Annotated in this window: 21 protein-coding genes and 2 pseudogenes; 13 read left to right on the top strand and 10 right to left on the bottom strand. The window is 52.3% G+C overall.

What is annotated here, in order from left to right; all coding sequences use genetic code 11:
• Positions 1-882 (top strand): dioxygenase, encoded by an 882-nt coding sequence (locus B9Z32_RS04790; protein ID WP_108420172.1) that lies wholly within the window; start codon positions 1-3, stop codon positions 880-882.
• 29 nt (positions 883-911) lie between these two features.
• A complete protein-coding gene (locus B9Z32_RS04785) occupies positions 912-1,877 on the top strand; it encodes a tripartite tricarboxylate transporter substrate binding protein (protein ID WP_108420171.1) in 966 nt (321 codons plus the stop codon).
• 11 nt (positions 1,878-1,888) lie between these two features.
• Here the strand turns inward: B9Z32_RS04785 and pobA are convergent, their stop codons facing one another.
• Positions 1,889-3,073, bottom strand: coding sequence for a 4-hydroxybenzoate 3-monooxygenase (gene pobA / locus B9Z32_RS04780; RefSeq protein ID WP_108420170.1), 1,185 nt, complete (start codon positions 3,071-3,073; stop codon positions 1,889-1,891).
• Positions 3,074-3,203: 130 nt separating this feature from the next.
• Here pobA and B9Z32_RS04775 point away from each other — a divergent pair, with 130 nt between their 5' ends.
• Positions 3,204-3,986, top strand: a complete 783-nt coding sequence (locus B9Z32_RS04775; protein ID WP_233248080.1) for an IclR family transcriptional regulator C-terminal domain-containing protein — start codon at positions 3,204-3,206, stop codon at positions 3,984-3,986.
• Between the two features lie 26 nt (positions 3,987-4,012).
• Here the strand turns inward: B9Z32_RS04775 and B9Z32_RS04770 are convergent, their stop codons facing one another.
• Together B9Z32_RS04770 and B9Z32_RS04765 are read right to left on the bottom strand one after the other, a co-directional pair.
• Entirely contained in the window at positions 4,013-4,396 is a 384-nt protein-coding gene (locus tag B9Z32_RS04770) for an FKBP-type peptidyl-prolyl cis-trans isomerase (RefSeq protein ID WP_233248190.1), read from the bottom strand.
• A 77-nt stretch (positions 4,397-4,473) separates the two neighbouring features.
• Complete coding sequence (locus B9Z32_RS04765) at positions 4,474-4,893, bottom strand: hypothetical protein (RefSeq protein ID WP_108420169.1); 420 nt, start codon at positions 4,891-4,893, stop codon at positions 4,474-4,476.
• Positions 4,894-4,955: 62 nt separating this feature from the next.
• Between B9Z32_RS04765 and B9Z32_RS04760 the strand changes: the two genes are divergently transcribed.
• Complete coding sequence (locus B9Z32_RS04760) at positions 4,956-5,423, top strand: DUF3237 domain-containing protein (RefSeq protein WP_108420998.1); 468 nt, start codon at positions 4,956-4,958, stop codon at positions 5,421-5,423.
• Between the two features lie 120 nt (positions 5,424-5,543).
• Here B9Z32_RS04760 and B9Z32_RS04755 read toward each other — a convergent pair whose 3' ends face one another.
• The 4 genes from B9Z32_RS04755 to B9Z32_RS04740 form a co-directional block, all read right to left on the bottom strand.
• The gene (locus B9Z32_RS04755) at positions 5,544-7,658 is read right to left on the bottom strand and encodes a sodium:solute symporter family protein (RefSeq protein WP_108420168.1); all 2,115 of its coding nucleotides are present in this window, start codon (positions 7,656-7,658) and stop codon (positions 5,544-5,546) included.
• Entirely contained in the window at positions 7,655-7,918 is a 264-nt protein-coding gene (locus tag B9Z32_RS04750; protein WP_108420167.1) for a DUF4212 domain-containing protein, read from the bottom strand. The genes B9Z32_RS04755 and B9Z32_RS04750 overlap by 4 nt, the downstream gene beginning before the upstream one ends.
• Before the next feature lie 73 nt (positions 7,919-7,991).
• A complete protein-coding gene (locus tag B9Z32_RS04745) occupies positions 7,992-8,609 on the bottom strand; it encodes a tetratricopeptide repeat protein (RefSeq protein ID WP_108420166.1) in 618 nt (205 codons plus the stop codon).
• A complete protein-coding gene (locus B9Z32_RS04740; protein ID WP_108420165.1) occupies positions 8,600-8,896 on the bottom strand; it encodes a hypothetical protein in 297 nt (98 codons plus the stop codon). The genes B9Z32_RS04745 and B9Z32_RS04740 overlap by 10 nt, the downstream gene beginning before the upstream one ends.
• Before the next feature lie 375 nt (positions 8,897-9,271).
• Between B9Z32_RS04740 and B9Z32_RS04735 the strand changes: the two genes are divergently transcribed.
• The 4 genes from B9Z32_RS04735 to B9Z32_RS04720 are packed head-to-tail and all read left to right on the top strand — an operon-like array spanning position 9,272 to position 14,197.
• Positions 9,272-11,485 (top strand): molybdopterin cofactor-binding domain-containing protein, encoded by a 2,214-nt coding sequence (locus B9Z32_RS04735; protein WP_108420164.1) that lies wholly within the window; start codon positions 9,272-9,274, stop codon positions 11,483-11,485.
• A 51-nt stretch (positions 11,486-11,536) separates the two neighbouring features.
• Complete coding sequence (locus tag B9Z32_RS04730) at positions 11,537-12,004, top strand: (2Fe-2S)-binding protein (RefSeq protein ID WP_108420163.1); 468 nt, start codon at positions 11,537-11,539, stop codon at positions 12,002-12,004.
• 38 nt (positions 12,005-12,042) lie between these two features.
• Entirely contained in the window at positions 12,043-13,146 is a 1,104-nt protein-coding gene (locus B9Z32_RS04725; RefSeq protein ID WP_199219942.1) for an amidohydrolase family protein, read from the top strand.
• Positions 13,147-13,198: 52 nt separating this feature from the next.
• The gene (locus B9Z32_RS04720; protein ID WP_233248078.1) at positions 13,199-14,197 is read left to right on the top strand and encodes a tripartite tricarboxylate transporter substrate binding protein; all 999 of its coding nucleotides are present in this window, start codon (positions 13,199-13,201) and stop codon (positions 14,195-14,197) included.
• Positions 14,198-14,323: 126 nt separating this feature from the next.
• On the opposite strand, the gene B9Z32_RS04715 is transcribed toward B9Z32_RS04720, so the two are convergent.
• Positions 14,324-15,235: a LysR family transcriptional regulator gene (locus B9Z32_RS04715; RefSeq protein ID WP_108420162.1), complete on the bottom strand. Its 912-nt coding sequence runs from the start codon at positions 15,233-15,235 to the stop codon at positions 14,324-14,326.
• Positions 15,236-15,343: 108 nt separating this feature from the next.
• Between B9Z32_RS04715 and B9Z32_RS04710 the strand changes: the two genes are divergently transcribed.
• Both B9Z32_RS04710 and B9Z32_RS04705 read left to right on the top strand, forming a co-directional pair.
• Positions 15,344-16,609 (top strand): aromatic ring-hydroxylating dioxygenase subunit alpha, encoded by a 1,266-nt coding sequence (locus B9Z32_RS04710; protein WP_108420161.1) that lies wholly within the window; start codon positions 15,344-15,346, stop codon positions 16,607-16,609.
• A gap of 5 nt (positions 16,610-16,614) precedes the next feature.
• Positions 16,615-17,094 carry an aromatic-ring-hydroxylating dioxygenase subunit beta gene (locus B9Z32_RS04705; protein WP_108420160.1) on the top strand — a complete coding sequence of 160 codons (480 nt, stop codon included), beginning with the start codon at positions 16,615-16,617 and terminating at the stop codon, positions 17,092-17,094.
• Positions 17,095-17,109: 15 nt separating this feature from the next.
• On the opposite strand, the gene B9Z32_RS04700 is transcribed toward B9Z32_RS04705, so the two are convergent.
• On the bottom strand, positions 17,110-17,355 hold the full coding sequence (locus B9Z32_RS04700; RefSeq protein ID WP_233248077.1) for a LysR substrate-binding domain-containing protein: 246 nt from the start codon (positions 17,353-17,355) through the stop codon (positions 17,110-17,112).
• Positions 17,356-17,364: 9 nt separating this feature from the next.
• Between B9Z32_RS04700 and B9Z32_RS04695 the strand changes: the two are divergent.
• The 3 genes and pseudogenes from B9Z32_RS04695 to B9Z32_RS04685 form a co-directional block, all read left to right on the top strand.
• Positions 17,365-17,571 (top strand): annotated as a pseudogene (locus B9Z32_RS04695) (FAD-dependent oxidoreductase); the annotation flags it as partial.
• A 232-nt stretch (positions 17,572-17,803) separates the two neighbouring features.
• A complete protein-coding gene (locus B9Z32_RS04690) occupies positions 17,804-19,036 on the top strand; it encodes a CaiB/BaiF CoA-transferase family protein (protein WP_108420159.1) in 1,233 nt (410 codons plus the stop codon).
• Between the two features lie 45 nt (positions 19,037-19,081).
• Positions 19,082-19,258 (top strand): annotated as a pseudogene (locus B9Z32_RS04685) (hydroxymethylglutaryl-CoA lyase); the annotation flags it as partial.
• A gap of 33 nt (positions 19,259-19,291) precedes the next feature.
• Here the strand turns inward: B9Z32_RS04685 and B9Z32_RS04680 are convergent.
• On the bottom strand, positions 19,292-20,455 hold the full coding sequence (locus B9Z32_RS04680; RefSeq protein WP_108420158.1) for a CaiB/BaiF CoA-transferase family protein: 1,164 nt from the start codon (positions 20,453-20,455) through the stop codon (positions 19,292-19,294).
• Between the last annotated feature and the right edge of the window lie 21 nt (positions 20,456-20,476).

Raw genomic sequence — 20,476 nt, 5'->3', positions numbered from 1 at the left:
ATGAATCAGCATATTAATAAAGAGCACCTTAACAACCCAGTCACACGGGATGCAATAAACAGTTTTTCCAATGCCACCGATCCTCGCTTGGCCGAAGTGATGGCTTTGTTGGTCAAACACTTGCATGCCTTTGTGAGTGAGTCCAATTTAAGCAAAGCTGAATGGCTCAAGGGCCTAGAATTTCTCACTGCTGCTGCCCAAATTACCGACCATGAGCGCAATGAATTTAGCTTGTTCTCAGACATCATGGGCATCTCCTCCATGGTCGATGTGGTATCTCAGCCTCCAGGCGGTACACCCAGCAGCGTGTTGGGGCCATTTCACAACCACGATTCACAAATTCAGCCCAATGGTTGCGATCTCACCCACGGTCAGCCAGGTGAACGCGTTTGGTTGCATGGCCGTGTTTTGGACGTTCATCAAAAGCCCATTCCAAACGCACAAATTGATTTTTGGCAAAACGCAGACAATGGTTTGTATCCTGCTCAAGACGCTGCGCAAGATCCCCAAAATTTGCGCTGCAAAATTCACTGTGATGCACAGGGAGGTTTTAATTTACTGACCATCCGCCCTCACCCCTACACGGTGCCCACAGACGGGCCGGTGGGTGCGCTCTTGGCAGCCAGCAACAGAGGCATTTGGCGACCTGCGCATTTTCACATAATTGTGAGTGCGCCCGGCTACGTGGGTTTGGTGACCGAGCTTTTCCCATCGGGCTCAGCCTATATCGACAATGACACCGTGTTTGGGGTCAGACCTGGCTTGATTGTGGATGTCAAAGATTGCCACAATCAAGAAGTTGCCAAACAATTTGGTTTAACCCAGCCATTCAAAGAAGTGGCGTTTGATTTTTCGTTGGTCCCACAATCGTCCACCACCTAAAGTGGTTTGAATTTTAAGGAGACATATTCATGGTTCATTCTTTCAAGGTACTTCTGAGTTTGGCGCTGCTCGGCAGCGTGCACCTTTCAAGCTGGGCTCAAGCTGAGTGGCCCAAAGCCAAGCCCGTGACGCTGTTGGTGGCCTTTGCACCTGGCGCCTCGTCAGACATTGTGGCTCGGTCTTTGACGCAAAAACTCAATGAACTCACGGGTGGCAATTTCGTTGTTGAAAACAGAGGTGGCGCTGGCGGCAACATTGCAAGCGGTCAAGTAAAAAGAGCAGCGCCCGATGGCTACACCATCTTGGTTCACAGCGTGGCCTTTGCTGTCAATCCCTCGCTCTATGCCGATGCAGGCTACGACGCCCTGAAAGATTTTGTACCTGTTGCACTGGGCCCCAAAACGCCCAACATTTTCACGGTCAACCCCAGCGTGGCTGCCAAGACTTTGCCAGAGCTGGTGGAAGCTGCCAAGAAATCGCCCTTCAGTTACGCATCTTCAGGCATTGGAACCACCACTCACCTGTCGATGGAGCGCCTGAAAATGGCAGCCAAAGTTGATATTGTGCATGTGCCTTATCAGCCCGCTGCTGCTGTCAATGCGGTGGTGGCAGGCCATACCCAAATTGCATCGACCTCCATGCCACCTGCAGTGCCCATGATCAAATCGGGCAAGCTCAAAGCCATTGCAGTGACCAGTGCCACCCGCTCACCCTTGTTGCCCGATGTGCCATCCATCACAGAATTTGGCTACAAAGAATTTGACGACTACACATGGTTCGGATTTTTTGCACCCGCTGGCACACCCGCCGACGTGGTGACCAAACTCAATGCTGCCCTCAATCGCGCCATGGCATCGCCTGAGGTAATTGAACGCTTTGGACAATTGGGCATGGCCAGCGCGCCCAACAACACCCTTGAGTTCAGCAACTTCTTAAAGGCCGAAGTACCAAAGTGGGCTGCTGTGGTGAAAAGCTCTGGCGCCAAAGCCGACTAAGTGTTCTACGCTCACTCACCAAAGTTAAGTGGCAAGCCCACGTAGTTTTCAGCCATGGTGCGTGAGCCTGCTTCGCTGTTGATGAGGTAGTTGAGTTCTGCTTCCTGGAAGCGCTGCCCCATTTCGCCTTGATCGGGAAAGCGGTGCATCAAGCTCGTGAACCACCAAGAGAAGCGCTCTGCACGCCAAATGCGCGCTAAGCATCGAGTGGAATAGTGATCGATGCCGGCATGCGATTTTTCAACGCAGGCTTCAATGAGTGCATCCGACAAATACTTCACGTCGGTGGCCGCCAAATTCAAACCCTTGGCACCCGTGGGCGGTACGATGTGCGCGGCATCGCCTGCCAAAAACATCGTGCCAAAGCGCATAGGTTCTGTGACGAAACTGCGCAAAGGTGCAATGCTTTTTTCAATGCTGGGGCCAGTGACCAATTGCTCGCTGGCTTCGGGGTCGAGTCGAAGACGCAACTCTTGCCAGAAGGCATCGTCAGACCACTGCTCTACCTTGTCGGTTAGGGGCACTTGCAAGTAATAACGGCTGCGGACGGTGCTGCGCTGTGAGCACAGTGCAAAACCACGGTGGCTGTTGGCATATATGAGTTCATGGTGCACTGGGGGCGTATCAGACAGCACACCCAACCATCCAAAGGGGTAAACTTTTTCAAATTCTTGAATCGACTTGCTTGGCACGCTGGCTCGGCAAACGCCATGAAAACCGTCGCACCCTGCAATGAAATCGCATGAAATCGTGATGCGCTGACCATCTTTTTCGTATGACACGCTTGGATTTTCAGTGTCAAAATCGTGAATGGTCACGTCATTGGCTTCATAGATGGTGGAGAGTCCTGCAGCTTTGCGGGCGTCCATCAAATCTTTGGTCACTTCGGTCTGGCCATAAACCATCACCTTCTGCCCGCCCGTTAGCGCTTCCAAATCAATCCGGTGCCGCTCACCCTTGAACAACAAGTCAAACCCCGTATGAACCAGGCCTTCTTTGTTCAAGCGTTGATCGACGCCAGCTTGGGCCAACACATCCAAAGTGACTTGTTCTAGAACACCGGCTCGAATTCGACCCAGAACATACTCCGGGCTTTGACGCTCCACAATGACAGCATCCACGCCCGCCTTGTACAAGAGCTGACCTAGCAATAAGCCCGAAGGGCCGGCACCCACAATGACCACTTGAGTTCGCATCGCATTTATCCTTAATTGATTCTTTGCCAAGCTTAAGTCTTGCGAAATTTAACGCAAGCCGAGATTGTGAGCTCTGCACGATGAGTAGAATACACGCACGATCATCGCGCATTTGATGGAACCCCAGAACATGAACCCCTCAGATTGGATTGAAGGCATTGCCCGAGGCATGGCGGTTTTAGAGTGTTTTGACACGGACAGGCAGCGCCTCAATGCCACCCTCACTGCAGAGCGCACGGGCCTCAGCCGTGCCACAGCCCGAAGGCACTTGCTGACCTTGGCGCACTTGGGCTACTTGGAAACAGATGGCCAGTACTACTGGCTTTCCGCCAAGGTGCTCGGATTCACTGGCAGCTACTTATCAGGCGCAAGACTGCCGCGCTCTGTGCAACCTAGCCTGCATCAGTTGAGTGCAGCTACTCGCTTGTCTTGTTCCGTCGCCGTTTTGCAAAAAGATGCCGTCATGATTGTGGCTCGCGGTATTTGGCAAGCCGCCGACACAAATGCCAAAGCCAATTCAATGGTCTTGGCATATGGCCTGCACGTGGGCACCAGATTGCCCGCACACGCCACATCTACCGGGCAAGTTTTATTGGCAAATTTATCGAGCGAGGCCCTTGATGCTTGGCTAGAAGAAAACACTTTGAGCCGCCTTACCGCACACACAGTGACTCAAGCCAAAGTGTTTCGGCAAAAACTAAAACGAATTGCCAAACAAGATTATGGCTATGCCAAACAAGAGCACGAACTAGGGGTTGATGCACTGGCGGTACCCCTGCGCAATGAAAGGGGTGAAACCATTGCCGCGCTCAACTTGGTTCGCTCGGGTGCAGGCTCAGATGCACCTCATTTGGCCAATGAGTGGCTACCCCTGTTGCAGCAAACAGCCCAGAGCTTGAGGCTACTCATTTAAAGTGAGTAGCCTCCACGAAGCTTCAGTTATTTTCCCGAAACGGCAACCAGTTCAACTTCAAATTGAAGTGTGGCATTGGGCGGAATAACACCGCCTGCACCCCGTGAGCCATAGGCAATGGCGGGCGGGCAAGTGAGCTTGGCTTTGCCACCCACTTTCATGAGTTGCACGCCTTCAGTCCAACAGGGAATCACACCATTCAAAGGGAATTCAATGGTTTGATTGCGCTTGTAAGAACTGTCGAATTCCTTACCGTCTGGAAAAGTTCCGCGGTAATGCACTCTGACTTTGTCTGTGGCCATGGGGCTAATGCCTTGGCCATCTTGCAAAGAGCGAAACACCAAACCTGAAGCTGTGACTTTGGCACCAGGCTCCTTGGCTGCGGCTTGGACAAAATCGTTTTGAGCCAAAGCTGAAGATATGGCGAATGTGCACAGGCCAAGTGCAATCAAAGAGCGTAGAGTTGTTTTCAAGATGGTTCTCACTTTTAAGTCAATGGGTCAATTATGGTGCGGTCAATGACGTTGCCCGCATCCACCAATCGAACGCGGTGGTCGACATAATAGCCGCCGTATTCGGTGTACTTGAGAACGGTACATTGGCAGGTTTTGCAGGCGTATACATCGCAACGGTTGTAAGGGAAATAGGCCAGCGCAATGGGCGCATCTGGCGAATCGTAGCGCGTGCCTTCGGGATGAAATTCTTCAAAGCTCAAATCGAGCTGACCCTCAGGCAGTTCGGCTCTGAGCGTGCCTGCTGACACCATCTGTTCAGCAGGCCAGCGATCATCACCCACACTCTCCCAGCCACGGCATATTCTCAAGGCGCAGGTGCAGTGACCGGGCTCATGCGTAGCGAGTTTTCTCAGCTGGTTCGATGTGAGCAGGGGTTTTGAAGCAGAAGTCATTGATGCACTATTATTGCGGAAAGAAGCTTGCCCTCGCATTTTTTGAAAATCAAATTGGTTTTATGTCACTCCTACCAACACCCGAACTCAAATTCTTTGCCGATCTATCGGTGCAAGTCGACAAGCCCATCGAAGTGGGCCAAACCCTTCACGGCAAGCGGCGAGTTATTCCTATTTTGGGTGGCTCTGCAACTGGCAATGGCTGGACTGCACGCGTCTTGCCTGGCGGCGCAGATTTTCAACTCATTGTGAACGAGCGAATGGCAGAGCTGGATGCGCGCTATGCTTTAGAAACCGATGCAGGCGACTTGATTTATGTACAAAACAGCGCTATTCGCACGGCCTCACCCGATGTCATGGCCAAGCTTCTGAAAGGCGAAGTGGTGAACCCCGAATCGGTTTACTTTCGTTGCATGCCGCGCTTCGAAACTTCATCCCCAGTACTCCATTGGATCAGTGAGCGCATGTTCATTGGCACCGGCGCAAGGCACCCTGATCGGGTGGTGATGCGATTCTTTGAAGTGTCTTGATTCATGAATTAATTAAAGCTGAAACTTCACAAAAACAAAAACCCCCGATTGCACACAGCAATCGGGGGTTTTGTTTTGAGGATTCAAGTTTGCAAGTTTGACCTTGCAAACATGGTGTCCTTAGTGCATGGCCGTACCTTGTGAAGTGGTACCGTCAAAGCTTGGGAAGCGAACGTTTTCAACGAGCTCCTGAACTTCTTGAGAAGGCTCTTTGGTGATCAAAGAAACAATGATGATCACTGCAAAACCCAGCGGCACACCGAAAATACCAGCAGAGATAGGCGCAATGTCCCACCATGTGTTGGCCTTCAGAATTTCTGGTGTCAGGCTACCGTTGTGGAACAAGCCGTACATCCAAGGATGTGTCTTGACCATGTAGTAGAAGGAAATGCCCAAACCAGCCACCATACCCAAAGAAGCACCCCACTTGTTGGCACGCTTCCAGAAGATGCCGAGGGTCAATGCTGGGAAGAAGGCTGCAGCAGCAAACGAGAACGCGGCAGACACCAAGAATAAAATGTCAGCCATTCGCAGAGATGCCACATAAGCAGCTGCCAAAGCAACGAACACCAAAATCACTTTGGAGAGCGCAACGCGACGGTTTGCGGATGCATTGGGGTCAATGATTTTGTAGTACAAGTCGTGTGACATCGCATTGGCAATGGTCAGCAACAAGCCATCGGCAGTGGACAAAGCCGCAGCCAAACCACCAGCAGCAACCAAACCAGAAATCACGAACGGCAAGCCGCCAATTTCAGGTGTGGCCAACACCACAATGTCACCGCCCAAGCGGATTTCTGCCAACTGCAAGATGCCATCTTTGTTGATGTCAGAAACTGCCATGAGGGTGGGGTCAACCACATTCCATCGCGCAATCCATCCCGGTAGCTGATCCATCGGCGTGCCGACCAACAGCGTGTAGATGTCGAACTTCACCAACACCGCCAAAGCAGGCGCCGTGAAGTACAGCAGCGAAATGAAGAACAAAGACCATGCCACTGACTCACGGGCTTCACGCACCGAAGGCACGGTGTAGAAGCGCATCAGAATGTGCGGCAAAGCGGCCGTACCAATCATCAAGCAGAAGACCAATGCCAAGAAGTTCTTCCGTGCAATGTCTCTGGCAGCCTCATCTTTGCCAGGGAAAGGCTCAGCATGACGCAAGGGCGGTGCTGCACGAGCTGTGTTGGTCGTACGAGCAGCGGTGTAAGCAGCTTTAGCAGCAGCCTCATCTTTAGGCAGAGCAGCAATCGCGGCGGTAGCGGCCTTGATTTCAGCTTCTGGTGCGTTGGCTGCTTTCAGGTCTTCCAGCTTTTTGTTAGCGGCTTCTCTGTCAGCGGCCAAAGCGGCAGGAACATCTTTCAGTTTTTCAGCGGCTGCATCAGCGCGAGCTTTGAAAATACCGCGAACTTCAAGTTCTTTGGGATCTTTCAACAGCTGCTCTTCTTTGGCAGTCACTTTTTCAAGCAGGTAGCCATAGGCAACCTGAGGCACAGGATTGCTAGTGTGTTTCACCGACAACCAAACCACAGGAATCATGTAAGCCACGATCAAGATGAGGTATTGCGCCACCTGAGTCCAAGTCACTGCGCGCATACCACCCAAGAACGAGCAGACCAAAATACCTGCCAAGCCCACATACACACCCACATCAAATGACAAACCTGTCATGCGAGCAGTGATCAAGCCAACGCCGAAGATCTGAGCCACCACATAAACGAAGGACACCAAGATGGCAGCAAAGATACCAATCGAACGAGCCATGTTGCCGCCGTAGCGTGCACCCAAGAAGTCGGGAATGGTGAACTGGCCAAACTTACGCAGGTAAGGGGCCAAGAACAAAGCCACCAAACAGTAGCCGCCAGTCCAGCCCAAAATAAAGGCCAAACCACCGTAACCTGTGAGGTACAGCGTACCGGCCATACCAATGAAAGACGCCGCTGACATCCAGTCAGAGCCAGTGGCCATACCGTTGTAAATGGCTGGCACACGACGGCCAGCCACATAATATTCGGCTGCATCATTGGTTCGACTCATCACGCCAATGCCGGCATACAAGAGTACCGTGGCCGCCAGGAAGGCATAGCCAATGTAGTCCCTGTGCATCCCCATTTGCTCGAGAACGGCAAGTGCAATCACAAAAGCTGCAAAGCCGACGCCGTAGAAAATGAAAACTCTGTTCAGCGATTTCTGAAACTGGCCTTGGGATTGGCCCTCCCCTCCAAAAACGCTCATGACTCTTCTCCTTCTGATACGCCATATTCCTTGTCAAGGTTGTTCATGTAGCGCGCGTAGTACCAAATGATCAGGCAATAGACAATCAAAGCACCTTGAGCAGCCACCCAAAAGGAAAATGGCCAACCAAAAAAGCTGAACGTCAAATCACGTGAAAAATACAAAAGTACGAAGGTCACAGAGAACCACAGGGCCAGCAAGAGCCCCGTGATTCTCAAATTCTTGCTCCAGTATTCCTGGTGCCGTGCAGTGAGCTGCATTCTCGTCTCCTTATGTTAAAAAAAACCAACTAACAAACTTGAATTTCTAAGCCATCTAAAGTGACCTTCGACATCAATCCGACCCGTTTAATTTCAGCCCTGTTTCTCTTTCGAGTTGGGCCGCCACCTTGGGTTCGAAACCTTTGAGGTGACGCATCACCGCCAATGCTTCGTCCGGTTGATTCAATTCCATGTGAACCCGTGCCATTTGGTACCAAGCGAAGGGGCTCATTGATTGGAGTTGCGTATTGCGCTTGAAAGCCTCCAAGGACTCTTCGAGCTTTCGCTGACGCACCAACACCAAGCCCAGACCGTACCAAGCGCGGTCAAATTTCTCATCCAATTGAAGAGCCGCCTTGAATGCAACTTCAGCCTCTTGGCTTCGTCCAAGCTCTTCACAAACAAATCCGACATTGAAGTGAGCATTGGCATTGTTGGGTGTCTGAACCAGAGCACGTTCAAAGTAACTCAAAGCTTGAACTAAATGACGATCGTTCAACTCCGCGTATCCAAGGCTGTTGAGCGCTAGAGCATCGGCAGGATTGATCTCGAGAATTTCTTGAAAGGTGTCATGGGCTTTGGCACGCAGTCCAAAAACCAAAAGTGTTTTGGCCTTGAATTTCAACCACAAGCATTTACTGCGAAAAGCAGTGCTTGCGTTTGCTGGGGAAATATGGGTGTTCACTGACATGCTGCTATACCCAATTCGAGGCACATTTCAATTTTCATTTGCACCACAAAAACCCAAGCAATGATGAGCCAGCTGCTGGTGGCCAATGGAATGTGCCGGTCCAAGATCAGCTTCGGGCTGATTTTGCGAGTGATCCACAAAGCAGGCTTGGAAGCCACATCAAGCAATTGCCAGAAAACATTGTTGTCTCGGTTGGGCCCAGCCAACAATCCCAGCAAAAATCGCCCGACGATGAACATGAGCGAAAGCTCAATCAAACTCTTGGCAATGACAACTGCAAGCAACATAGAACTTTCTTGACTTGGGTCAACTAATTTTCGGGATTCTATGAATTAGCCTGATGACCGCCTAATTGAAATAAAGCCCTTTTCAAAAATAAGTAAATAATGAAAATTTGCGATTGATTCGCGTCTTCATTCGAGGAAATTCACTTCCTGACTACTACCTTACAAATATTAGTGGCGCATCAAGCTTAAAAAGGCACTTTTTACGAGGGAAAACACCGACAAAAAAACGTGTGAAATTTAGGCTTCACTGACGCTTATCAGGAGAAAAAAGACTGGGCTCGTGCCATGCCATAGTGATATGGCGAAGATCGAAATTGGTATTAGACAACTTGAGAGGCCAAGAATAGATTCAAATAGAAGCAATTACTTTAGAACATGACCCAACAGAATCCCCCCTCCGTGAGAGGTTTCGTCATTGAGCGTCAAGACGGACAAACTCAACTGCCAGGAAGTTTGCACACCAACCGCAAACTCTCGCAGTGGTTGAGCTTGCAGACCCCGGGCCACATTGAAATTTTGACCGGCAAAGCCGAATTAGGACAAGGCATTCTGACGGCGCTGCGCTTGTTGGCTGCCGAAGAGCTAGATGTTGACTTAGCCCAAGTCAATCTAATCAGCGCCAGCACATTGCGCGGCCCCGATGAGGGCGTAACCTCTGGCAGCTTGTCGGTGCAAGACAGTGGCGGTGCCATTCGCCATGCCTGCGCCCATTTGCGAGGTTTGGCATTGCAACGCGCCGCTTCTCAATCGGGTGTGCCAATCGATGACATCTCTGTTCAGGCGGGCGTTTTGCATGCGGCCAATGGGCGTGCATTGGGCAACTACTGGCAACTCGTACAAAACAGCGACCTGAACATTGAATACGACGGTCAATATTTGCCTAAGCAGCCCCACCAACGGCGGCTCTTAGGAAAAAGCGATAACGCCAGAGTAGACCTGCAAGACAAGGTTTTTGGGCGTGCCCGCTTCATTCATGATTTGCGTTGGCCAGACATGCGACATGGCCGTGTTGTCAGAGCACCATCACTGACTGCAAAGCTAAGCAGTCTTCCAAATGACTTGATCGAACAATTACCAGCCGAAGTGCAGTGCTGGTCAGATGGCAGTTTTGTGGCGGTGGTGGCCAAACAAGAGCACCTGGCGCACACTTGGTCAGAGCGAGTGGCCAGTGCATTGACCTGGCAGCTACCAGAGCAATTACCCGCGCAACACAATTTGCCCGAGTTTTTGCGTCAAGCTGAACACCAGACCACGGTACCCTTTCAACAAGGTCAATCCGACTGGACGGCTCAAACCAACTTGCCTGGGAAACGTTTTGAAGCAACATTTTTCAAACCCTATTTGGCCCACGCCTCCATTGGACCGTCTTGTGCGGTGGCGCGATGGGATGGCAGCCACCTTGAAATCTGGACGCACAGCCAAGGCATTCACAACCTGCGCGATGACATCGTGTTGGCCCTAGCCAAGCGCTTGCCTGAACTCTCGCGCAACAACATCACTGTTCATCACGTTGAAGGAGCTGGGTGCTACGGCCATAACGGCGCCGATGATGTGGCTTTCGATGCCGTGCTAATGGCTCTGAAGTATCCTAATGCACACGTGCGAGTGCTCTGGACACGAGAAGACGAGTTGGCTCATGCACCGTTGGGTGCAGCCCAAAGCGTACAACTTCAAGCCTGTGTAGACCCTAGCGGCCAAATCACGCACTGGCAGCACGAGCTTTGGGCCAATGGCTACAGCTCACGCCCAGGGCGAGCGCGCTCATCTACCTTATTGGCAGCCAGTCAAATGGCTGGCGGTGAGCCCTTGCCAATTGCCATCAACCCACCTTTGTCAGCCGGTGGTGGCGCCGATCGCAACGCTGTGCCTGGTTATGCTTTGGCCAATTTGAATGTCATCAACCACCGATTGATGGTGATGCCCTTAAGGACTTCGGCCATGCGTGGGCTGGGTGCATTTGCCAACGTGTTCGCCATCGAATCTTTCATGGACGAAATTGCCAGCGCTACAAACCAAGACCCCCTGGCTTTTCGTCTAAGACACATGCAGGATGAGCGTGCCAAGGATGTTCTTCAAACGGTGGTCCAACGTTCCAAGTGGTGGTCAACCCCAACTGAGGAAGGCATTGGACACGGCATGGCTTGGGCACGCTACAAAAACACGGGTGCTTGGTGCGCAGTGCTTGCGCGCGTAGAAGTTGGAGAGCAAGTGAGAGTACTCAATTTGGACTTGGCAGTTGACGTGGGCATGGTGGTTGACCTAGACGGCGTGATCAATCAAACCGAAGGCGGCGCATTGCAAAGCCTCAGTTGGACACTAAAAGAACAAGTCAACTTTGACACCCAGCATGTCACGTCGCGTGACTGGACCAGCTACCCCATTTTGCGATTTAACGAAGTTCCAGAAGTCTGCGTTCATGTGCTAGACCGCCCTGACAAAGCGCCGCTCGGTGCTGGAGAAGCCGCACAAGGTCCTGTTGCAGCAGCCTTGGCCAATGCTGTGAGCCACGCCCTTGGACTGCGGCTGCGCCAATTGCCACTAACGCCTGACCAGTTGCTTGTGGCTATTCATGCCGAAGCTAATTCATGAAATCATGAACACATGAAACCATGAATACATAAAAACAATGGAGTCCCAATCATGCAAGTCAATGGTCAGACCGTGACACAAGAATTAGACCCGCAGCGCTTGTTGCTGTCGGTATTGCGCGACGAGCTTGGCCTGAGTGGCCCGAAGTTTGGCTGCGGGCAAGGAGAATGCGGCGCCTGCATGGTGCTGGTCGATGGCAAACCGCAAACGTCGTGCAACTTGCCCGTGTGGTCTGTTCAAGACGCTCACATCACCACCCTAGAAGGCTTGGGTACGCCCGAAGCGCCTCACCCAGTCCAAACGGCCTTTTTGGAAAACCGGGCTGCGCAATGCGGCTTTTGTGTTTCAGGTATCGTGACGTCTGCTGCGGCCTTGCTAACGCACCAGCCCAATCCTTCGCGGCAAGACATTGCGCAGGCACTCGACAAACATTTGTGCCGTTGCTGCGCGCATGTGCGCATGATTCGGGCAATTGAGCAGGCCGCTCAACTCATGCCACCTGCAACCGTAAAAGACTGATCAATTGACAAACAAATCCTTCAAGAAAGACAACAACAATGCTTAAAAATTGGTTAATCCCTCAAGGCGCAGGCAACCCCATTGGGGGTCTGCAATTTTGTGGATGTGGTTTGCGCACCATGATGCCAACTGGCGATGAGGCAGGCATTTCTTTGCGACGCCCTCCCGTCATGATCAAGGGCAAGCGTGCACGCACCGTGGATGTTCATGCACATTGCTTTTTTCAATCTGCCATTGATTTGATGGGCGATGAAGCCCCCAGCGTCATTCCTCCCGTGAAAGGCGTCCCCGAACACTTCATCGATATTCCCTCGCGCCTGTCCGCAATGGACCGCATGGGCATTGACATGCAGGTGCTCAGCATCAACCCTTTTTGGTATCGCAAGGACCGCGATACAGCAGAAGCCATCTGCCGCATCAACAACGAAGGGCTGGCCGAGCTGTGCGCGAGGGAACCCAATCGATTTGCCGGCTTTGCTTCTTTGGCCATGCAGTTTCCAGACTTGGCGGTGCAGCAACTTGAAGAGGCTGTTCGCAAATTCGGCCTCAAGGGCGCAGCCATTGGCGGCAGCGTACTAGGTCGTGATTTTTGCCATCCCGAGTTTCACCCGGTGCTGGCCAAGGCTGAGGAGTTGGGCGTGATGTTATTCATCCATCCTCAAAGCACCCCCGAATTGCAACACCGCTTCAAAGGCAACGGCTGGTTGGCCAACACCATTGGCAATCCATTAGATACCACCATTGCATTAGAGAAACTCATTTTCGAAGGCATCTTTGACCAATACCCAAAGCTCAAAGTATTGGCGGCACACGGCGGCGGATTTTTGGGCTCCTATGCACCTCGCATGGACAGGTCTTGCTTCGTTTCCCCTAAGAACTGCAACCCCGATATCGTTTTGCGCAAAAAACCTTCTGAATACATGCGGCAAATTTACGTCGACTCGCTGGTGTTCACACCAGAGGCATTGCGACACTTGGCGGCCGAAGTGGGCGCGGGACAAATCATGATTGGCACAGACCATCCCATTCCTTGGGAAGAAGATCCTGTGACCCACGTCATGAGTACCCCTGAGCTCAGCGACGATGATCGTCTGGGTATTCTTGGAGAAAACGCCATAAAGGTTCTCGGACTGAATGTTTGAGTAAGCTGTCAAATTTTTTAGAGTTTTTCTTTTTTTTATCTAGGAGACAATGATGAAGCAATTTCAATTGCACCAGCTGGTGAAGCAAGTAGCCACAGTGGTGGCTTGCGTTTCGACTTTGAGTTTGAGTGCCCAAGCTCAGGCGCAAGCAGCCTACCCTAACAAACCTATCCGAATGATCATTCCATTGGCCGCTGGCAGCGCAGTGGACGTGGCGGCCCGTTTGCTTGCGCAGAAGATGTCGGTCAACATGGGTCAGCCCATTGTGATTGAAAACATCACGGGTGCAGCCGGCATCATTGGTTCAGAACGTCTGGCCAAAGCGGCACCAGATGGCTACACCATTGGCGGTTTCAACGACAGCGTCTTAACGATGGTGCCCAACCTCAACCCCAACACGCCCTACAACCCGATCAACGACTTCACCTACATCACTCAGGCAGCGATCATCGATTTCACAGCGGCTGTTCCAATGGACTCCCCCTTCAAGACCATCGCCGATTTGGTGGCTGCAGCCAAAGCCAAGCCTGACACCATCACTTACTCATCCGGTGGCAATGGCAGCCCACAGCACATTGCAGGCGCCATGTTTGCTGCACAAATGGGCATCGATCTGAGACATGTACCCTACAAAGGTGCCAGCCAAGCAGCACAAGATGCCGCATCGGGTATGGTCAATGTGACATTTCAGGGCATTGCCACTGTCTCCGCGCTCATCAAAGGCAACAAGCTTCGGATGATTGGTGTCCCCGCTAAAACGCGTCACCCCGAATACCCCAATGTGCCCACCTTTGAAGAAGTGGGCGTTAAGGGCTTTGAGTTCAGCACCTGGTTTGCACTGACTGCGCCTCCTGGTGTGCCCAAGGACATTGTGAACACTCTCAATCGCGAAGCACTCAAAGCATTGGCAGATCCAGAAATCAAGGCACGATATGCCGGTCTGGGCCTCAAAATCACAGGCACTACGCCAGAAGAGTTTGTGGCGCTAACCAAAGACCAACTGTCCCGTTACGGCAAAGTTATTCGCGACGCCAAAATCAAGAGCGATTGATTCTGGTTAGAAAGTCCTGAAACCATGCCTTGGTGCCAAGTGGCGGCTTGAGTATCAATGACCTCTCGCGCCACTTAATCTGAAACAAGTTGACGAAACTTCTCGAAAAGCTTGCAGGCGGATGTACTATTTTGTATCTCCAAAGCACTGCGCCACCAGCGCACGAAGCCATTGGTGGCCAGGGTCTTTGTGCAGGCGAGCGTGCCAGAATTGGTGGATGGCACTGGCTTCAACGTGCAAGGGGAGCGGGCGGGTGGTCAGACCAAATGGCGCTATGACGCGCTGAGCAAAACGCTCGGGCACGGTGGCAATCAAGTCGGAGTGCCCCAACACATCACCCAGGGCCACGTAATGCGGCACCGTCAGGCGAAAGCTGCGCTTCAGGCCTTGTTTCTCGAGTGCTTCATCCACCCGGCCGTGGCCTGTGCCTGCAGCAATGATTCGCACATGCTGTGCTTGCGCAAAGGACTTGAGACTGAGGCGTTTTTTTTCATACAAGGCGTGCCCTTGCCGCATTAAGCACACATAGGCCTGGCGAAACAATGCCTTCTGAAAAAAGCCAGCTTGCAGTTGGGGCAGCAGACCCAGGGCCAGGTCGATTCGCCCAGAGGCCATGTCGTCTTTCAGGCTGCTTTGCGTCACGCTGACCACTTGCAGTGTGACGCCAGGTGCAGCCTGAGCCAAAGCATCCATTAGCACGGGCAAGAAATACATCTCGCCCACATCGGTCATGGCCAAGGTAAAGCGGCGCTCGCTGGTGAGCGGATCGAAGGAGGCGCGCACATTGAGCGCTTGCTGCAGACCCTCAAGTGCAACGGCCACGGGCTCGGCCAGTTGCAAAGCGTAGGGCGTGGGTTCCATCCCGCTTTGGGTGCGCAAAAACAGCTCATCGCCCAAGCTTGCGCGCAGGCGGCCCAGCGCGCTGCTCACGGCAGGCTGGCTCATGCTCAACACAGTGGCCACGTTGGACACGCGCTTTTCTCGCAACAGATGGTGAAACACCAGCAGCAAGTTCAGGTCGAGGCGGGCAAGTTCCATGGTTGGCCTTATTTGAAATTCAAATAATAATTATCTGCGAATTTAGATTTACGAAATCGGTACATTTCGCCATGATTGGGGTTACCCATTTCCAGAAGACCTCACCTCATGACCGAACACCCCATTCACTGGGAAACGCAAGGCACCAGCCGCGTCCCGTTTGCTGTTTACACCGACGAAGACCTTCACAAGAAGGAGTTAGAGCGCTTCTTTTACAAGAGCCACTGGAGCTACGTGGGTTTGGAGGCCGAAGTTCCCAACGCGGGCGACTTCAAGCGCACCGTGGTGGGCGAGCGCTCGGTCATCATGACGCGAAGCGAAGACGGGCAAATTCATGTGGTGGAAAACGTCTGTGCTCACAGAGGCATGCAGTTTTGCCGCGAACGGCATGGCAACAAAAAAGAGTTTGTCTGCCCCTACCACCAGTGGAGCTACACCCTGAAAGGCGATTTGCAGGGCGTGCCGTTTCGGCGCGGTGTTCGCCAGGACGGCAAAGTCAATGGCGGCATGCCCGCCGACTTTGACCCGAAGAACCATGGCCTCACATCCCTCAAGGTGGCCACACGCGGTGGTGTGGTGTTCGCGGCCTTCGACCATGATGTGGAGTCGCTCGAAGACTTCATGGGCCCGACCATTCTGAAATACTTTGATCGCCTTTTCAACGGCCGCAAGTTAGTGGTGCTGGGCTACAACCGACAGCGCATTCCGGGCAACTGGAAACTAATGCAAGAAAACATCAAGGACCCCTACCACCCCGGCTTGTTGCACACTTGGTTTGTGACCTTTGGTCTTTGGCGCGCCGACAACAAGAGTGAGCTGCGCATGGACGCGCACCATCGTCATGCGGCCATGATCTCCACTCGGGGCAGTGCGGGTCAGGCCACAGGCGCGGCATCACAAGTTACTCAAGTTAGCAGCTTCAAAGACAGCATGCAGCTTAACGACCCGAGTTTTCTGGACATCGTGCCCGAAGCTTGGTGGCAGATGGAAGACAAGATGCCCACAGCCGTGATGATGACGCTGTTTCCCAGCGTCATTTTTCAGCAGCAGGTCAACAGTGTGTCGACTCGGCATATTCAGCCCGATGGGCACGGTGCGTTTGACTTTGTCTGGACGCACTTTGGCTTTGAGGACGACACACCCGAGATGACCGAGCGTCGCCTGCGCCAGTCCAATCTTTTTGGTCCGGCTGGTTTTGTCAGTGCAGACGACGGCGAGGTGATCGAGTTTTCACAGCAAGCCTTTGAGACCAAACCCGAGCATCGCATGCTGGTGGAACTGGGCGGGCGCGATGTGAGCGAGACAGACCACATGGTAACCGAAACGCTCATCAGGGGTATGTACGAGTATTGGCGCAAAGTGATGGAGGCTTGAAAAAAATGACTACCATTAACTTTGAAACCCATATGGCCTTAGGCCGCCTTTACGCCGATTACGCCTTGGCAGTAGACAGCGGTCACTGGGATTTGTGGCCTGAGTTTTTTACCGAGCAATGCGTTTACAAACTCATACCGCGTGAAAACCATGAGCGCGGATTTCCGCTTTGCACGCTCTCGTTCACCAGCAAGGGCATGCTCAAAGACCGTGTCTATGGCATTCAGGAAACGCTGTACCACGACCCTTATTACCAGCGCCATGTGGTGAGTGCGCCTGTGTTGCGGCGGGTAGAGGGAGAACGCATTCATGCTGAAGCCAACTACGCGGTATTTCGCACCAAGCTCGACAAAGAAAGCAAAGTGTTCAATGTGGGCCGCTACATCGACACCATCGTATCCACCCCCGAGGGCCTGAAGTTCGCTGAGCGCCTGTGTGTGTACGACAGCGAAATGATTCCCAACGCCATCATTTATCCGATCTGACCGGGCGAGCACTTCCTACTCGTTCAAATGTGCGCGCAGGAACTGGCGAAAATAGGCCATGGCCGGCGCCTCGGTGCGCCCGGCAAGCGTGACATAGGCAAAACGCGCCGTGGCCCGTAGGCGGGGCTTGAGGTTCAGCTCCACCAGGCTACCGTCCTTGAGCCCTTCACTTGCTGCTGCCATCACACCCAAATAGATGGCGTCAGTCTGTGCCACAGTGGCAAGCAGGCCGTTGATGTCGTCACAACGAAGAGACACCATTTCTGAAGGGCTGGCCTGCGTCCCATGATGCCCAACATGATGCCGCGAGTGGGCCGGGGCAAATTAACTAACGTGTTCTACAACACCGGTCATGGTCATTTGGGCTGGACGCTTTCCGCGGTGACGGCGGACATGGTGGGTGGTGTGGTTCATGACGCCATGAAGCCCAGCGTGCTAGTGACTGCAGGCAAGCCCCTGCCAGCTTTCCAGGCCTGAGACAGGGCGCTACTGGCCTTGCCAGCACAAATTAATCAATGGCTTACACATGAACGACAGAGGTGTGGAAGCCAATGTGAAATCATGCTAGATTCAGTCAAGAAGCTGATCGGCACATCCAACTCTTTGCTGGCATAGCCGCCATCAGTCAATTCTTGCCACCGCTCATTGCCAAATATTCCAAAAAATTTCCTGAAATACAGATTGACCTTGAAGAAGGTGTTTGCAACGCATGAAAAGTCAAGACACTTCATCTCAACATCCACAAACTTCTGCCCTTCAAGGCATGAAGGTACTGGAGTTGGGCCAACTCATTGCTGGCCCCTTTGCAGCCAAAACATTGGCTGACTTTGGTGCAGAAGTCATCAAAATTGAACCGCCAGGAAGTGGCGACCCGCTTCGCAAATGGCGAATGCTCAAAGATGGCACGTCGGTTTGGTGGCAAGTTCAATCGCGCAACAAACGCTCCTTGGCATTGGACCTCAGAACACCCGAAGGGCAAGCACTGGTTAACACATTGGCCAACGAAGCCGACATCCTGATAGAAAACTTCCGCCCAGGCGCACTGGAGGGATGGGGTCTTTCACCCGAGCGACTCATTGAACAAAACCCCAAGCTGATTGTTTTGCGCATCAGCGGTTATGGCCAAACAGGCCCCTATCGCAATCGACCCGGCTTTGGAGTAATTGGTGAAGCCATGGGCGGCTTGCGCCATCTCACTGCTGAACCTGGCCGTGTGCCTGTTCGCGTAGGCGTCAGCATTGGCGACACGCTGTCTGCCCTGCACGGAGTGATTGGTATTTTGTTGGCTTTGCAACATCGCCATGTCACAGGCAAAGGACAAATTATTGATGTGGCTTTGTACGAATCAGTGTTCAATTGCATGGAAAGCCTGCTTCCCGAGTACAGCGCATTTGATGCCATCCGCGGCCCTGCTGGCAGTGCTCTGCCTGGCATTGCACCCACCAACGCCTACAAATGCAAAGACGGCGCATACGCCTTGATTGCGGGCAATGGTGACAGTATTTTCAAGCGCTTGATGACACTCATTGATCGCAATGACTTAGCCAATGACCCAAGCCTGGCAGACAACTCAGGACGTGTTGCAAGAGTCACAGAACTAGACCAAGCCATTGAGGCCTGGACACTTCAAAGAAATGTTGAAGAAGTTTTAGAAAAACTGGAAAGTGTTTCTGTGCCGGCTGGTCGCATTTACAACATTGCCGACATTGCAGCCGACCCGCACTACGCAGCCAGAGAGATGCTGCAACACATTGAAATGAGCGACGGTAGCAAATTGACCATACCAGGTGTGGTGCCCAAATTGTCCTTGACGCCCGGACAACATCGCCGAAACGCACCCAAGCTTGGCGAAGACACAGATTCGATTTTGAAAGAAATGGGTTTGAGCGCGGCACAAATTGCAGAACTCAAAGCCAAAGGCATTGTGGGAGGTGCTGTATGAAGCAACGTATTTATTTCAATGAAGTGGTCATAACGATTTGCCGACTTGGGTGGATGTCCTTATGCACCAGGCGCCAGAGGCAACATTTGCAGTGAAGATGCCATTCACATGCTCGACGTTGTAGGCCATACCGTACCCGGACAGGTTGCAAAAAGTGGCTGTATCACAGACCTGCACCCTGCACCAGCCTACGTGCATGAATTGAAAAAGGAGTTGGAATAATTGACCATCTAGATGGTGTATCCACTAGAACTTCTACCGTGCAAACTCTTTTCTCAGCTTATGACCGTGCTCATTTAACTGAGGCGCCTCTGCAAAAGTCTCTGTATCCCAAGGCCCCATCCAAGGCGACACAGGCACCTCAATATCTTTGCCCTGAACTTTCATTCGCTTTGTCAGCAACTGGGGATGTGCAATCAAATCGTGCACAGAGTTGATTTGTCCAAAAGCTGTTTGCGCTTCGGTCAAGCGGTCAATCATTTCGCCGCTAGGTATTTTGTCAAAAATATCAGCCACCGTACCATCGACAAAATCACGATGTTTTACACGTGAAGCGTTGTTCTGGCAGCGCTCATCAGCTAACAAATCTGGACGGCGCAAAACGATGTTGCAAAAATCGGCCCATTCGCGTTCGTTCTGGATGGAGATCACAATGTCGCGACCATCTGCGCAAGTAAATCCGCCATAGGGCGCAATTGAAGGATGCTTCAAACCGACACGCTCTGGCGCTTTACCACCGTATCGCGCTTGTAAATAGGGCACACTCATGAGCTCAGCAGCAGAGCCAAACAAGGAAACTTTGATTGCAGAACCCTGCCCCGTTTTTTCCCGCAACAACAAAGCTTGCTGAATGCCAATTAGTGCATTCAGACCTGCGTTGATATCGCACACAGACACACCAATGCGCCCCCACTCTCCAGGCGCTCCACTCACAGCAACCAAGCCGCTTTCGGCTTGCACCAGTAAGTCGTAGGCTTTCATACCAAAGAACTTACCTTCGTCACCATAACCGCTGATGTCACAAGTGATCAATCGAGGATGATCTTTGCGCAGCTGCTCCGAGCCTATGCCTAAGCGTTCGGTAGCACCTGGTGCCAAGTTTTGTATCAATACATCGGCCTTTGACAACATGGCCCTCAAGATAACCATATCGGCTTTGTCTTTTAAATTCAAAGAAACTGACTCTTTACCCCGGTTAATCCAGATCCAATAAGAAGACTCTCCATTGACTGTTCGGTCATATCCTCTTGCAAAGTCACCTTCAGGACGCTCAATTTTGATAACCCGTGCCCCCGCATCAGCCAAGCGACTGGTGCAATAGGGTGCGGCAACGGCTTGCTCAAGGGCAATGACCAAAATGCCATCCAACGGCCTTGATGTCGATGCCGCTGAAGTCGCGAAGGATGAGTTGTCGTTCATAAAGCTATTCCGTAATGCAAC

Source organism: Limnohabitans sp. MMS-10A-178 (assembly GCF_003063375.1).
GTDB lineage: Bacteria > Pseudomonadota > Gammaproteobacteria > Burkholderiales > Burkholderiaceae_C > Limnohabitans_A.
This window is presented reverse-complemented; position numbering and strand designations above follow the sequence as displayed.